This is a genomic window from Aquimarina mycalae (assembly GCF_029906345.1).
Lineage (GTDB): Bacteria > Bacteroidota > Bacteroidia > Flavobacteriales > Flavobacteriaceae > Aquimarina.
This window is the reverse complement of the sequence record NZ_JARYGY010000002.1, coordinates 488305-504430: the sequence shown is the minus strand read 5'-3', so window position 1 is coordinate 504430 and position 16126 is coordinate 488305. Positions and strand designations below refer to the sequence as shown.

15 protein-coding genes are annotated in these 16126 nt (G+C 32.1%); 3 read left to right on the top strand and 12 right to left on the bottom strand.

Features of this window, described 5'->3' with window-relative positions:
- Positions 1-114: 114 nt before the first annotated feature.
- Positions 115-1059 (bottom strand): NifU family protein, encoded by a 945-nt coding sequence (locus QBK95_RS06915; protein WP_280931946.1) that lies wholly within the window; start codon positions 1057-1059, stop codon positions 115-117.
- A 208-nt stretch (positions 1060-1267) separates the two neighbouring features.
- Between QBK95_RS06915 and QBK95_RS06910 the strand changes: the two genes are divergently transcribed.
- A complete protein-coding gene (locus QBK95_RS06910; protein WP_280931943.1) occupies positions 1268-2299 on the top strand; it encodes a PorP/SprF family type IX secretion system membrane protein in 1032 nt (343 codons plus the stop codon).
- A 58-nt stretch (positions 2300-2357) separates the two neighbouring features.
- On the opposite strand, the gene QBK95_RS06905 is transcribed toward QBK95_RS06910, so the two are convergent.
- Entirely contained in the window at positions 2358-2870 is a 513-nt protein-coding gene (locus QBK95_RS06905) for a rhodanese-like domain-containing protein (RefSeq protein WP_280931941.1), read from the bottom strand.
- Positions 2871-2885: 15 nt separating this feature from the next.
- A complete protein-coding gene (locus tag QBK95_RS06900; RefSeq protein ID WP_280931939.1) occupies positions 2886-4061 on the bottom strand; it encodes a vWA domain-containing protein in 1176 nt (391 codons plus the stop codon).
- Between the two features lie 221 nt (positions 4062-4282).
- Here QBK95_RS06900 and QBK95_RS06895 point away from each other — a divergent pair, with 221 nt between their 5' ends.
- Positions 4283-6490 (top strand): histidine kinase, encoded by a 2208-nt coding sequence (locus QBK95_RS06895; protein WP_280931938.1) that lies wholly within the window; start codon positions 4283-4285, stop codon positions 6488-6490.
- A 65-nt stretch (positions 6491-6555) separates the two neighbouring features.
- The gene (locus QBK95_RS06890) at positions 6556-7290 is read left to right on the top strand and encodes a LytR/AlgR family response regulator transcription factor (protein WP_280931936.1); all 735 of its coding nucleotides are present in this window, start codon (positions 6556-6558) and stop codon (positions 7288-7290) included.
- A gap of 3 nt (positions 7291-7293) precedes the next feature.
- On the opposite strand, the gene QBK95_RS06885 is transcribed toward QBK95_RS06890, so the two are convergent.
- From QBK95_RS06885 to QBK95_RS06845, 9 genes are all read right to left on the bottom strand, one after another.
- Positions 7294-7818 carry a hypothetical protein gene (locus tag QBK95_RS06885; RefSeq protein WP_280931934.1) on the bottom strand — a complete coding sequence of 175 codons (525 nt, stop codon included), beginning with the start codon at positions 7816-7818 and terminating at the stop codon, positions 7294-7296.
- 182 nt (positions 7819-8000) lie between these two features.
- Positions 8001-8789, bottom strand: a complete 789-nt coding sequence (murI, locus tag QBK95_RS06880; RefSeq protein WP_280931931.1) for a glutamate racemase — start codon at positions 8787-8789, stop codon at positions 8001-8003.
- Positions 8790-8885: 96 nt separating this feature from the next.
- A complete protein-coding gene (locus QBK95_RS06875; RefSeq protein ID WP_280931929.1) occupies positions 8886-9395 on the bottom strand; it encodes an OmpH/Skp family outer membrane protein in 510 nt (169 codons plus the stop codon).
- 44 nt (positions 9396-9439) lie between these two features.
- The gene (locus tag QBK95_RS06870) at positions 9440-10300 is read right to left on the bottom strand and encodes an OmpH/Skp family outer membrane protein (protein ID WP_280931927.1); all 861 of its coding nucleotides are present in this window, start codon (positions 10298-10300) and stop codon (positions 9440-9442) included.
- A gap of 36 nt (positions 10301-10336) precedes the next feature.
- Positions 10337-12967: an outer membrane protein assembly factor BamA gene (gene bamA, locus QBK95_RS06865; protein WP_280931925.1), complete on the bottom strand. Its 2631-nt coding sequence runs from the start codon at positions 12965-12967 to the stop codon at positions 10337-10339.
- 4 nt (positions 12968-12971) lie between these two features.
- Entirely contained in the window at positions 12972-13709 is a 738-nt protein-coding gene (gene uppS, locus QBK95_RS06860; RefSeq protein ID WP_280932295.1) for an undecaprenyl pyrophosphate synthase, read from the bottom strand.
- A 4-nt stretch (positions 13710-13713) separates the two neighbouring features.
- Positions 13714-14391, bottom strand: coding sequence for a type IX secretion system protein PorG (gene porG, locus QBK95_RS06855; protein ID WP_280931923.1), 678 nt, complete (start codon positions 14389-14391; stop codon positions 13714-13716).
- A gap of 100 nt (positions 14392-14491) precedes the next feature.
- Positions 14492-15376, bottom strand: coding sequence for an NAD kinase (locus tag QBK95_RS06850; protein WP_280931921.1), 885 nt, complete (start codon positions 15374-15376; stop codon positions 14492-14494).
- A 27-nt stretch (positions 15377-15403) separates the two neighbouring features.
- Entirely contained in the window at positions 15404-16060 is a 657-nt protein-coding gene (locus tag QBK95_RS06845) for a CBS domain-containing protein (RefSeq protein ID WP_280931919.1), read from the bottom strand.
- Positions 16061-16126: the final 66 nt, after the last annotated feature.

The following is a 16126-nucleotide window of genomic DNA, read 5'->3' as shown; positions in this document are numbered from 1 at the left end:
TGGTTAATATTTTATAAAAGGTTCTCTAAGATACGAGATAGTTTTATCTTTTTTTAATAACTACTACTATTATTTATATGGCTTTTTCGATATAATTATAGATAATTCGATGAATTACCCATTTATAGCTTCTACAGATTCTACTTTATCTTTCAGCATTTCTTTTAACATGTTTTCTATTCCATTTTTTAGTGTGAATGTAGATGAAGGACATCCACTACAAGCTCCTTGTAAAATTACTTTTACTATTTTGCTATCAGGGTTATAAGAATCAAACATAATATTTCCTCCATCACTGGCAACCGCAGGTTTAATATACTCTTCTATAATATTTACAATATCTTTAGAAGTGTCATCTAGTTTTTCGAAATCTACATCAGCTTGTTTACTAGCTTGACTTCTGGATGCTGTAGCGTTTGCAGATAAAACTTCTTTTCCTTGCTCCAGATATTCTCTTAGAAATTCTCTAATCTCTAAAGTGATTTCATTCCAATCTGCCATGTCATATTTACTAATAGAGATATAGTTCTCGTCAATATATACTTCTTTTACAAAGGGGAAATGAAACAGTTTTTCGGCTAAAGGGGCTTCCTTAGTATCGTCAATGCTTTTAAATTCATGGCCACTGGTAACTAACTTTTTATTAGCAACAAATTTAAGAACTGCAGGGTTAGGTGTGCTTTCCGCATAAATAGTAATAGCTACTTTTTTAGAAACATCAGATTCGTTAATAATAGGTGCTCCACTGCTTAGATATTCTTTTATTTGTGCTGCAACTTCATCCTGAACATCTGCCCATTCTACAATATCAAATTTATCAATAGCGATAAAATTTTGTGCGATAAATACTCTTTTTACAAAAGGTAGATAAAATAGTTGCTGCGCTAGAGGAGAATTTTTAGCGTGATCTATATTTTCAAATTCATAGCTGGTATGTTGAGTCAAAAAATAATTTGCTTCAAATTTTATAATGCTAGAATTAGAAGTTGGTTCTATCTTTATCTCAAAATTCTTTTCCATAATCATATTTTTGGCAAATTTACTAAAAAGTAACTCCATAATAGTAGGGTTTATACCATTAAGAATGTTTTAATACTGGGGCAAAAAGTTGTGTTCTGGTAAAAATTTATATATTTGATGCCGGCAATAAATAATATTTTTATTTGGGAAAAGAAATATTAAAGCCCCACAATATAAGCGGGATTAAACAGTTTATATTGAAATAATTAACCTAGTTTTTCCTTTTTTAAAAAACGTAATGCCTATAATGAATTTGAAGAAATATTATTTATTGGTTGCTGTACTGATCTCACAATTTGTTTTTTCTCAGGAAGGAATACCAGTTTATGCTGATTATCTATCAGATAATTTATACTTGGTTCATCCAGCAATGGCAGGAGCTTCTAATGCAAATAAGATAAGACTTACTGCAAGAAAACAGTGGTTTGATGTGGATAATGCACCAAGTACTCAATCTGCGAATATCAATTTTAGAACTGGAGATAAAGTAGGTCTTGGAGGAATTATTTATAGAGATGAAAATGGTCGTTTTACGCAGACTGGAGTATATGCTACTTTTGCTTACCACTTATTGTTTTCTAGAGATCGTACAGATCTTAATATGCTATCTTTTGGTATGAGTGGCGCATTTATACAATCTAATGTCGATGTAAGAGATCTTTTTGATCCTGCAGATCCTGATCCTGCGATTGAATTCAATCAAGTACAAAAAGATGCATATTTTAATGTTGATGTGGGAGTGTCTTATCATTATCTTGATTGGTATGCTCATATTACAGTTAAAAACTTATTGCCCGCTGCAAGAGATGCATTTGATAACACTGATGACTTTGCAACGATACGTGATTCTAATAATCAAAGGAGATACATTTTCTCTTTAGGTTATGTATTTGGTTTGGGTAATGGTCCTTGGAGTTTAGAACCATCTTTACTTTACCAAGCAACAGATCAAACTCAGGAGAGTAGTATCGATGCTAATATGAAGGTGTATAGAAGATTTGGAGAACTTGCTACATTATGGGGAGGATTATCATATAGAAGAAGTTTTGATGGAGCAGAGTTTTCTCAAACGGGAGTTGAAATAGAAAGTCAAAAACTACAATATATTACTCCATTTCTTGGTATAAATTATAAAAACTGGATGGTTGGGTATACATATAGTTACCAATCTAATTCTGTAGTACTAAGTAACGGAGGTTTTCATCAATTAACTTTAGGATATGATTTCGGAAAACGTAAAGAACGTTGGAACTGTAATTGTCCTGCTGTTAATAATTGATCTGCAAATAAACTCATATAAAACTTAAGGGCTGACTTTTATTAAGTCAGCCCTTTTTTTATTCTACTTCTGTGCCTGTAAATTCTAATCTATTATCTTGTATTGGTACCAATGATGATAATTCATAAATATTATGATATCCATACCCATATAAGTTGATAAACGTTGGAATGTTTAATGCTAACGGAATCATTTTTGTTGCAAAATTGATACTATCTCCATCAATGTTGTTATTGCAATAAATTAAAATACGAGTTTCTTTATTAGGTATTAATTTTGCCAGCTTTCCTTCTGTGAAATCTGAAAAATTTAAATGCACCGCTCCTTTAAGATGTTTTTTTCTATATGCTTTTTCGGACCTAGTGTCTAGTAAGATAGTAGAAGAATCTTTACTGAAACCCAGAAATTGTTCTAAGGGGATTAATCTGGATTCCCTATAGTTGTGGACTTCTTCAGAGATTTCTAAAAAAGATTCATAATCTACTTTTGATTGCTGTAATTCTTTATTTTCTTGAGACATTGCTACTAATGGAATAAATAAAGTAAATAATGTAATTCTAATTATTTTCATCGTATTAGTTTTTTGTTATTTTTCCCAGCTAAAAGATTTTTGTCTACCTTGAGTTTTTATAGCATTTATAAGTGCTGCTTCTAAGTTAGATTCATCTTTTTTACTGTTACTTTTAATATAATCTATACGTTTCTTGTTTAGCTCCTGTATTTTTTTCTGAATCTCTTTTCGCTCGTTGCTTTTCTCTGAAATGTGTTTTTTTAATTCTGCTTTAGATTTACCCTTTAGTTCTTTTGGTAACTGCTCTTTTGCTACTTCTTCTAGTTCAAAATTTTCATCTTCAGCTGCATCTACAAGATCCCAACTTTTGTTTTTATAGAACCCAGAGCTTTTACTTATTGTTCTACTCACTGCGTTCGCTTCACTATAGGACCTGGCATTACTATCTTGTTCTGCCTGTAGGCTCATTTTTTTAGAACCTTGACTTCCATAATAGATATACGTTTTGTTAAGTTTTTGGTTTAATTGAAGGATAATATCATCATATGGTGTAGCGATATGAATGGTTTCTCTATTGTGATCAATAGCACTGTACTCTCCATTAGTAATATCCGCCCCATCTTTCCACATGGTTTCAATACCTTGTCTATAATTACCACAGAAAATGGTATTAACTGTTATATCTTTTTCCATAGCATCAGTTGCTGCATCTTTATAATTTAGAGGACCTTGCGTAAAAGGCTCGTTTCCAGCAATGAAAATTAGTTTTAGATGATCGTTGTTTTTTTTCCAATCTAACTGATTAATCGAAGTGTTAATTACCTTACCACAATATTCATTACCTCCATTGGTAGTCAATCCAAAAAGCTCCTTTGATATTTCATCCAAATCTTCAGAGAAAGGCAACACTTGTCTTATATAGCCTTCTTTTGATGGCAGTCTATCATTGCCATACTCATATAATGCAATCTGAAGCTTAATTTTATAATGGCCACATTTTGCATAGGATAGCTCATTTACAATTTCCCATAATTGTGCTTTGGCTTGATCAATAAGACCATCCATACTATTACTAGTATCTAATAATAGTGCGACTTGAATGTTTTTTGTATTGGGATCAGTTTTGGATGTGTAAATCTGATGTGATTTCTCGGTCCGAAATGCTAATTCAGACTTGCTATGATTTTTTGCATTGCATGAGATAGGAATAACCAATAAGCATAATAAACTCCATAAATATACTGTCTTCATAATTGTTGCTTTTTTTAAATTTTAGCTAAAACTAAATGGAAGTTTTTAGGATAAAAATCTATAATGAGGGAGTGTTTATTATAAATGAGTAAAAAAGGTGTATGAATTAGGGAAAGTGCTCAAATAGTGCTTAGAATCATTAAAACTGAGCGTTATGTAGAAATTCTAATTTTATTATCCGATATAAATGGATTAAGTTTACCTTGATGAAACCAAATATGATGAAGAAGACTGTATTGATAATAGTACTATTATGGCTTATCCCGATGTTAGGACATAGTCAGGAAAGAGCTATGGTTATTAAAGGTTCTGTTAAAGAGAAAAGTACCCATAAGGGAATTAAAGATGTAGAAATAAGAGTTCTAGGTAAGGGAACAGTTAATACTGATGTATATGGATATTTTGAAATTAAAGCAAGAGTAGGAGATGAGTTGATCATTAGTCATGATAGTTTTTTTACAAAGAATTATACGATAGAAGATGATCAGAGAATTGATGTTTTAGTAGAAGAGAATCCTGCTGAATCTGCAGCTACTCGTCGTGCCGAAAAAAAGAGAGAATCTTCGTATTTACGGAATTTTAATGCTGCAAAAATAAATCTTAAAAAAGATGCTTCAACGAGTATAGATTATGTAACAAAGGCACTCGAAACGATTAGAGATGATGATAGATCTGCTGATAAGAAAAAAGCCGAATTATATGAAACCTTGGCTGATATATATAGTTATTGGAAACAACCAGATCTTGCCGAGGATAACTATCTAAATAGTATCAATAATAAATTTGATAAAGATGTAAAAATCAAGTTAGGGTGCGCTCAATTAGAGAATGAGAACTATCAAAATGCGATAAACACCTTTAATCAATTATTAAAATCCCGACTTAGTTCTCTACAAAAAGTAAAGACATATGAAGGGTTAGGAGATGGTTATAAAGCATTAGGAGATGAAACAAATGCAGTGCAAAATTATAATAAAGCACTGACATTGGCAGAGAAAAAAAAATATGAAGATGTAATTATTGAATTAAACTCTAAGTTAGGAGAAGTCCTTCAAGAACAAGGAAATCTTGATGATGCAGAGGAATATATAGGAAATTCTGTACAATTGGCAAGTCAAAGAAGTAAAAAATCATCAGCAAGACAAAGGGCAAAAGCAGCAGATTTTTATAGTAAGAATAACAGCTTTGATAAGGAGATACAATTACGAAAGGAAGCTCTGGAAGATATTCAGGAAATTGAAAGTACTAATGAGCTTAATAAAGGAAAAAAAGACACTATTATACCCGATGGAAGTAATGTAGAAGATCGTGCAATTACGTCTCAGGTACAGAACTATAAAATAGCCAATGCTTTTGCAGCACAAGAAGAATATGATGAAGCAATACCGTATCTAGAGGAAAGTATTAAAAAAGCGGCATCAGAAAATGATTTAGTGGTTCAGAAAGATGCAACTCGTAAACTAGGAGAAGTATTTCGGGAAAAAGGAGAACTTAAAAAGGCCTCTGAAGCTTTTGAAGAGTATGAAGTTATTGTTGATAAATTATATCTTCAAAAAGAACAAGAAATTTCGCAGGCTACCAGATTTAGTAGAGAATTAGCTCAAAAAGCAAATCGTATAACTACACTAGAAAAAGATAGAGAACTGAATGAAAGTAGGTATAAGCTTGCTTTTGCATCACAGGAATTAGCTGGTCAGCAAAAAATTATAATATACTCCCTTATCGGGCTTATGGTAGTATTACTTTTTGCAGGATATTTGATGTATCGAAATATGAAACAACAAAAATATGCAAATAACCTTTTGGCATTAAAATCCCTACGTTCTCAGATGAATCCTCATTTTATTTTTAATGCCTTGAATTCTGTAAATACTTTTATTGCAACAAGTGATGAGCGCGCGGCAAATCGATACCTTACGGATTTTTCATTATTGATGCGAGCTGTTTTAGAGAATAGCGAGGAGGATTTTATTCCTTTAGAAAAGGAAATTGAATTATTAGGATTATATGTGCAATTAGAACATTTTAGATTTCAAGATAAATTTGAATATGAAATAAATGTAGATCCAGAGATTGATATCAATGAATATATGATCCCACCAATGTTACTACAACCATATGTAGAAAATGCAGTATGGCATGGATTGCGCTACAAATCTGATAAAGGATTGTTGTCAATTAATTTCAATAAGGTTTCAAGTGAGAGTTTAGAGATAATGATCACGGATAATGGAATAGGAAGAGAGAAATCTAAGGAGTTAAAAACTGAAAATCAAAAGAAGCAAAAATCTCAGGGAATGAGTAATATTAAAAAGAGGATTTCAATTCTCAATGAAATGTATAAGGATAGAGTAGATGTTTTTGTTTCTGACTTATCAGATAATGAAGAAGGAACCCAGGTAAAATTGACTCTTAAAAGAGATGCTTAAATGTATTAAGGCAATTTAATATTATACAAAAACAATAGTAATAACACATTAATAAACTTAAAACCGTGAAATTATCCGCAATTGTAGTTGATGACGAAGCAAATAGCCGAGCGATCTTAAAAAATTATTTAAAAAAATATTGCCCATCGGTTGAGGTGTTAGGAGAGGCTGCTAGTGTTCAAGAAACATTGGAACTTTTAGAATCTAATGATCCTGACCTACTGTTCCTTGATGTAGAGATGCCTTATGGCAATGCTTTTGATTTATTAGAGCAAGTGCCAGATCGTACATTTGAAACCGTATTTGTAACTGCCTATGATCATTACGCTGTGGATGCCTTAAATGCACAAGCAACATATTACTTGTTAAAACCGATAGCCATTGATAATTTAATCAAAGCTGTAGATCATGTGAGTCATATAAAGGAACGAGAAAAAGAACTTCAGGATAAAGTTTTAACTCCAAAGATGAATCCTAATGTAGAAGGTAAGATCACAATACCTCAACAAGATGGTTTTGAGGTGTTAAATATTGCTGATATCTTGTATTGCCAGGCAGATGATAATTACACAAAAATATTCCTTAACCAAGGTCAAAAATTGGTTAGTAAAACTTTAAAATATTTTGAAAATTCTCTAACAGATCATGGATTTGTTAGGATACATAAAAGTTATTTGGTCAACATAAATTCAATCGTACGATATAAAAAAGGTAAAGGAGGTAGTGTACAATTATCTTCTGGAAAAGAGCTGATGGTTTCTTCTTCTAAAAAAGGAATTTTATTGGATTATTTTAAATAAAGGTTAATTTGTTAAAGAGCTTTGTCTGTTTTTTTGATTAAAAAAGGCAACTGTTTTGCGTTTTTTCAATATAGGAGAATCTTTAAATAATATTTCTACTTGATTATCCCAATCTTTCGCTATGTCAAAATAGCTAGTATTAACAACAGCCATTATTTTTCCGCAATCATCACAAATATGTTTTTCATATTCTAAAAAGTAGTGTGCAAATTCATGAAAGGCAACCACTTTTAAAATTTCTTCATCCAAAAGAACTACCCAGTTGATTACTATGTTTTCTACGTTGTTGTTTTTATCTCTGGTCAACATTCCTAAGGTAGAGGACTTAGGAGTAAGGTAAAGTGTATCTACGATATCAATATTTTTAAGCTCAAATAATTTATCATGATATTCTATATTGTATTCCTTACAATATTCAAAAAATGTATCCAAATGTGGTTTTAATCTTCCATCGATCTTGACATTGTTTTGCGCAATGGTCAAGGTAACAAAACATAAACCAAAAAGCGTTATGATGCTTTTTTTCATAATTACAAATAGGGGTAAAAGGTGTTACTAGTGCTTTGTTGTTGTAAAATATTAACAATCAACATGTTATCAAATAAAAGAAAAAAAGAGCTTAAATAACGTCAAGGATTGTTAAGAATTCGCCAATAAGCCTGTTTTTAACAGAATCAAAGTAGTATAAGAAGTTAAATTCCTACAAAAAACTAAAATTTTAAGTATTGTGAAGTTGAAGAAATAGCACTGTCTTTTAGGATTTGCTGCAAAACGTCTAAGGTTCCATTGGTGAAAAATGTATGAGTCCCTTTTTTAGAACTCTTACTTAGAAGATCGTTTTGAGATAGAATTACACCAGTTTGTTTAGCTACAGCTTCACCAGAATCTATGATAATAATATGCTTTGGGAGCATCTTTCTAAGAGTAGGTATTAAATAAGGATAATGGCTACATCCCAATACTAGATAATCAATATTTTTTTGTATTAATGGTTGTATGTATGATTCTAATAAAGCGATCATTTCGGGAGTGTGGATGCTACCTTTTTCAATTAGTTCTACTAATCCAGTGCCAATTACTTCTATAACTTCGATTGTATTAGCATATAAATCTGAGGTTTTAGCAAAGAGCTCACTTGATAGAGTACCTTTGGTAGCTAGGACACCTACTTTTTGTGTTTTGGTATTAAGAGCGGCTGGTTTTATAGCAGGTTCGATACCTATAAAAGGAACATCAAACTGTTCTCTAAGTACTTTTATAGCATTCGTAGTAGCTGTATTACAAGCAACTACAACGATCTTAGAATTTAATTCCAGAAGTTTTTTAGTGTTTTTAATACTTAAGGCTATGATTTCATCCTTATTTCTTTTACCATATGGAGCATATTTACTATCTGCCAGATAGATGGTATTTTCGTTTGGAAGCGCAATAGCAATTTCTTTCCATATGGAAGTTCCACCAACACCAGAATCAAAAATACCTATTGCTTTGTTGTCCATAATTGAGAGATAGTATTATTCCAAAAATAAAAAAAACAGTGAGAATCGAACCTCACTGTTTTTTTATTATTTTTCAATCGTATTGATTGTAATTTTCTAGATACCTAAATCCTTTTTTACATCTGCCATAAGATCTTTACCATCTGCAAGGATAACTCCTGTTCCAGTAGTAGAATCTAATACATAATTAAATCCTTGAGCTCTTGCTACTTTCTGTATAGAAACACGAGCGCTTTCGTAGATTGGTTTAAGTAATTCGATTTCTTTTTTCTGAAGATCTTGTAAAGCATTTTGTCTGTAGTCTCCAATACTCTTCTCAGTAGTTTGAACTTCTTGTGCTCTTTTAGCATTCTCATCTTCAGTCTTGGTAGGAGCTTCAGCTTGATATTTCTTCATTGTATTCTGTAGCTCTAAAACCATATTTCTGATTTCAGCTTCGTATGTCTTGTTTAGCTTTTCAATTTCACTCTTGGCAGCTTTAAAAGCAGGCATTGCTTCCACAAGCTCTTGAGATGCAATATGAGCTACTTTTGATTGCGCATTTACGAAACTTGATGCTCCTAGGATTAATGCACAAGCTACTAATAGGGTTCTAAACTTTTTCATTTTAAGTAATATTAAGTGTGTTATAAATTTAAAAATTAATTTCTCTAATTATCTTCATTTTCGTTTGCCTCACCATTGTCATCATTAGACGGTGCTTCATTATTTTCTAATTGCTCTTTTAAAGCTTTAATAGAGTCTCTTTTTCTTTTTTGAGCTGCTAAAAGTTTAGCTCTTCTCTCTTCAAATTCTTTTTTCTTAGCCGCTCTTAAAGAATCTCTAGTAGCTTTTCTTTCGGCTAATAATTTTTCTCTTTCAGCTTGTTTCTTAGAAGTTGCTTTCTCTCGATCTGTTACTTCTCTTTCTTGCTCGCTATTTCTTTTTTCAGCACGCTCTAAAGCTTTCTTCTCTTTTTTACTATTTATTTGCTTTCTCTTTGATGCTCTGTTTATTCTTAATAATACCTGATCACTTACATCATGTCTGTCAGCAGAATACAGCATTACTAGGTCTGCAGATTTATCAAAGATAAAATCATAGTTTTTATTTTTTGCCACTTCTTGAACTGCAACAAAAACTTGATCTTGTACTGGCTGTACTAGTCTTTTTTTCTGGATAAATAAATCTCCATTCGGACCAAATCTTTTTTGTTGATATTCCAGGATTTCTTTTTCCTTAAAGAAAATATCTTCTTCTCTTTCTTCAATAAGTTCTTTGGTAAGCAGTACACGTTCATTATTGAGATCTTTTCTCATTTGTTCTACTTCCTTTAACTCAGCTTCAATCTCTACTTTCCATTTTTGTACTTTGGTTTCCAGCTCGGCTGAAGCTTCATTATACTCAGGGACATTTTCTAAGATATAATCCATATCAATATATCCTACTCTAATGCCTTTTTGTGCTTCTGCAGAATTGGAGAAAGATAACCAAAGGATAGCTGCTAATACTAAAAGAACTTTTGTTTTCATAATCCTGTTTTGTTTATAGAAATAATCGTGCCAAAATTAAAATTGTTGTCCTATGATAAAGTGAGTTTCCCATCCATTACTTCCTGTTGTACCTGGAATTGGGTCAAAACCGTATCCGAAATCAATACCTAACAATCCAAAGGCTGGCATAAAGATACGTAAACCTGCTCCAGCAGAACGATTTAATTGGAATGGATTAAACCCTCTAAAGCTATCATAAGATGCTCCTCCTTCTAAAAACGCCAACATATAAATAGAGGCTGATGGTTTTAGAGTTATAGGATAACGAAGCTCTAACGAATATTTATTATAAATTGTTGCCCCATCTTCAACAAAATCTGGGTCATTTGCTCTACTAAGTGGTATTAAAGATTGATTTTCATATCCTCTAAGGGCTACAACCTCTCTTCCGTCTAGACTTGTAGCTCCTAATCCATCTCCACCAAGGAAAAATCTCTCAAAAGGAATATTTCCTCTGTCATTATTGTATGCACCAAGAAAACCGTATTCCGCTCTTGTTCTTAATACTAGTGGTTGTTTTCCTATTTTGGCCAATGTAGTATACCAGGTAGCATCGAACTTAATTTTATAATATTCTAACCAATCGAATCTTTCTTGGTCAATCTCACCAATTTCAGTACTTATCTCACCTATTCTGGAATTAGTAGGATCAGTATTTACTAAATTTTCTTGTTCTGCTAGCAAATCACTTCTTTCTTGAGCTAATTCACTATAATCAGTGCCATCCCAAATAGAATAAGGTAAAGAAAGCTTAGCAACAAGATTGAATTCAGATCCAGATGTTGGGAATATTGGATTTATTGCAGTATTGTTTCTATTGATACCAATAGTATATGCCAAATTGTTAGAAGAACCATCACCAAAGGTAAATAATCTCGTATTGTAATTTTTAAGATTATAATGTTGAATACTTACAGCCTGTGACAAAGTAAAGTAATTGTCAGGCCAATTTAATCTTTTCGCGATACCGATAGATCCTCCAGTAATAAGGAATTTACTATCTCTATCTACATCTCTTGTTCTTTGATTAAATAAAAATTGAATCGTATGTGAAAAGGATGTAGAAAGCTGGAAAGGTCTTTTTCCTCCTAACCAAGGTTCTACAAAGGATAAACTATATGTTTGGAAAAACTGACTAGCTTGAGCTCTTACTCGAAGCGTTTGACCATCTCCCATTGGAAGCGGGCTATAGGCTTCTTTGTTAAAAATGTTTCTGATAGAAAAGTTGCTGAAAGCTAAACCAAGTGTTCCAACAAAACCTCCACCACCAAAACCACCTTGAAGCTCAATTTGACTGGCTCCTTTTTCTACAACAGGATAGTTAATATCAATAGTTCCAGCTTGTGGATTGGCATTTTTAAATTGTGGTTCTAATTGCTCTGGATCAAAGAATCCCAATTGACCTATTTCTCTAACAGTTCTTACTACTAAATCTTTACTATATACTTGTCCTGGTTTAGTTCTTAGGATTCTATATACTACGTGATCGTTGGTCTTGTCATTTCCTGTTACCGTAATGTGATCAAAATGTACTAGTTTACCTTCGCGTATTCTGATTTCAAAATCAATTGTATCATTTTTTACATTGGTTTCTACAGGATCAATGTTAGAAAACAAATACCCATTATTTTGGTATAAATTGGTAAGATCATTTGCATCTGGTTTGGTGTTATCAGCAATCTGTTTTTCAAGAAGTACACCATTATATACATCTCCTTTTTTGATCACTAATTGTCGTGCAAGTTGTCTGTCTGTATATACACTATTTCCTAAGAACTTGATATCTCCAAAATAATATTTATTACCTTCTTCGATATTAAGGCTTAATGACACGCTATTGTCATCTTCTACAATTAGTGAATCTGATACAATACGAGCATCTCTGTATCCTTTCTCTTTATATTTACTAATGATACTTTCCTTATCTTCTTGGTAATCACTTTTAATATATTTAGATCGCTTCCATATTCTCCAGAATTTTCTACGCTTGGTATTCTTCATAGAAGATCTAACCTTGTTATCAGAAAATTGAGTATTTCCTTGGATTTCAATCTTATCTACCTTTACACGATCTCCTTTATCAATTCGAACCAACATATTTACTTTATTGGTAGGAACTGTATCCTTAACAGGTGTTGTGTTGATAATCACCTTTGTATTAAGAAACCCATCCTTGCGGTATTTATTGGTAATAAAGTTACGTGTTGTAGTAATGAGATTTTCAGTAACCTTAGATCCTGGGTTAAGACTGTTGTCTTTAACTAAATCTTCCGCCTTACGCTTTTTTACGCCTTCTATACGAGCTTGATTTAATTCAGGGACTTCCTGAATATTTATTTCCAGATGTGCAATATCACCTTCTACTTTAGTAATGTAGAAGTTAATATCACTGAATAATTCAAGACCCCAAAGCTTTTTTATGATTTGACTAATACGATCACCAGGAAGAAGAATACGTTCTCCTTTCTTAAGACCTGTAAAAGTAATAACAGTATTTTTACTATATGTTGTTATTCCTGTTACCTCAATATCTCCAATGATATATTCTTTTCCGTTTGCGCCAGGTATGCTTTGTGCTGAAAGTAATACTGTATTTATTAAAAATGCAATGAATGCTAAATACGTAATAGGTAATTTTTTTGTCATCTTTTTAACTAAGCTGCTCACTAGTTTTTCCAAATCTTCTCTCTCTTTGTTGATAATTTAAAATGGCCTCAAATAAATCCGTTTTTTTAAAATCAGGCCATAATATTTCAGTAAAATATAATTCTGCATACGCAATCTGCCATAATAAGAAATTACTGATACGTTGTTCTCCACTAGTACGTATTAATAAATCTACATCTGGCAGGCTTTTGGTATACAAATGCTTATTAATGACTGCTTCATTTATAAGATGTGGCGAAAGTACATTATTTTTAACTTTAATGCTTATTTCTTGGATAGTTTTTATTAGCTCTTCTCGACTGCCATAACTAAGTGCCAAAGAAAGGGTCATATGGTCGTTATCCTTAGTCTTTTCTATAACTTCCAGTAATTCTTTTCTAGCCTTTTCTGGTAACGCTTGTAAGTTTCCAATAGCATTCAGGCGAATATTATTTTTTTGAAGCGTTTTTATTTCTTTTTTTAATGAGCTTACTAAAAGCCTCATTAATGTTTCTACTTCTAACTTAGGTCTGTTCCAATTTTCGGTAGAAAAAGCATATAAGGTAAGGTATTTTATTCCTATTTCGGCTGCACTTTCCACAGCTTCCCTAACAGCTTTTGTTCCATTTTCATGGCCAACCGCTCTAAAAAGACCTTTCTTTTTTGCCCATCGTCCATTACCATCCATAATAATGGCGACATGTTTAGGAATATTAGAATTGAGTTGTTCTTTATTAATCATTTTTTTAGAATGCACAATAACATGGTATTCTACCCCATGTAAAGGATAACGTTATGCCAGTAAATACATACCAATCATTATTATCCAAATTACCAAATCCGTTTCCAAATGCACTGTCTGGATCACTTCCATCCAAATTATCAGTGAATGTATATCTTGCACCAATTTCTGCACCTAATACCCAGTGTCTGCCTATGGTTTTTTTTACACCAACTACCATAGGTATTGCAAAATTCCATTTATCACTATATGCGCTAATTTGATTGTTAATATCTACTGCTTGAGCACCATAGTTAAACCCAGTAATACCTGTATATAGATAAGGAGTAAACTGTGGTTGGCTATCGTATAAGTACCAATCCCAGAAGTTGAATTCTAATCCTACGGATAGTTCTTTAACTGAGTTATTGAAACTTAAACCTCTTGCCTGTCTTCTTTCATCACCTTTGGCATCGTCTGCATTTAATTCTGCATATAAAAAAGAAGCCCTAAAAGCATGTCTCTTACTACGATTCCATTTACCAATGGCGCCAATGGCAAAATCATTTGGAGAAATATAGTAGGTAGATCCCACATCTCCGATATAATTAGAACCACCAACCATCAACCCTACTTCGTAGGTTTGCGCGTTGATAAATTGCCCAAAAAACAAAATTAATACAAAGGATGCTAAGTATCTCATAGATTTTCAAAAGTTTGCAAATATAACAATTAACTTTACTACACAAGAATTTGAGTAAAATAGTATGAATTAAAAAACACTTTTTAGTAGAATTTATTGTTTAATTGCGTTTATCTTCTCCCCAAAGCATTTTTTTTCGCAAGGTTTTCATAAAACTATCACCTTCCAAAACGACCATATTAATCTTAAAAGGAGCTTTTTTAATTATTACCGTGGTTTCATTGGGTAATGTATGTACTCTGGAGTCTAAGGATACCAAGTAATTATCTTCTCTTCCTGAGATTTGTAATTTGATTTCTTGATCATCAGGAATTACTAAAGGTCTTGCATTAAGATTATGTGGTGCAATTGGTGTCAATACCATGCTTTCTGCATCAGGCATCATGACTGGTCCACCACAGCTTAATGAATATCCCGTAGAGCCTGTAGGAGTAGAAACAATGAGTCCGTCAGCCCAATATGAGGTTAGAAATTCTTCATTAAGACTTGTGTGCACAGTAATCATAGAGGTTGTATTTCGTCTACTAACTGCAATTTCGTTCATTGCAAAATTTAATACTCCAAACTCTTCTGTTTGAGGTAATGTTTCTATAGTAACAATACTTCTAGGGGAGATGTAAAATTTTTTATCTAGAATAAGATCAATAGTGTCTTGTATCTCTTCTTTTTGGATTGTAGCTAAAAAACCTAATCTTCCAGTATTGATTCCTGCGATTGGGATGCCTAAATCTCGCACATAGGTAATAGTTTTTAAAATTGTCCCATCTCCTCCAATACTAAAAAATAGATCATAAGAATGATCTAATTCTTCAAAAGTGCTGAAGTGGGAATAACTTTTGTCAATATCATCATGAAGATCAATAAGTTCAAGAAAATTTTTTTCGATGACAACCTCGATATTGTTTTTATCCAATGCTTCTAATAGTTGTTGGATGTATATTCCAGATTTTTCATGATAAAACTGGCCGTATATACCTATCTTCATTATGATTTATTTTGATTTTAGTTGGTGTTATATATTTAGATATTTTTCCAAATATTGCGACCTCTCCTTAAGATTATTCAAGAAGGAGTCTTCATGGTGTTTAGATACTATATTGTAACTATATCTTCTAAATGTTTGAACGATATTATTAATGTCACTATCATTTATTTTTAGAGTAATTTGAATTACATCATTTTCCATATTAGAAATAAATAAACCTAGTAGTTTGGCATTATTGGATTCAACAATTTGTGCAACCTCACTAAAAGAATAATCTAATACACCTTTTTCAACAATCAAAATGTTACCAGGTTCGCTTAAAAAAGGAGTTTCATTAAATAAATTCATGATATCTCTTAGCTCAAAATATCCTTGATAATTATTATCATCATCTAATACGGGCATAATATTAGAATGGTTTTGGGCAAAAGATTCAAGAACATCCAACCAATTGGCATCATTTCTTACATAAAAACCTTCCAATGCATATTGATAAGACTCTAATGTTTTTTCTGTTTCAAAGCATCTGATATCTGCTTCTGATATACATCCTATATAGGTGTTATCCTTCAAAACAGGAAAATGAGTGTATGTAAGTTCGTTAAATAATAATTGCGCATCCACTACTTTCGCCTTTGTGGCTAGAGGTTCTATTTCATTTACTATGTATAAACTTGTCTTCATATTTACTGGGGGCTTTTATGCAAATTAATCAAAAATATGTAACTAAGGCGTTCTCAAGTTCGTATT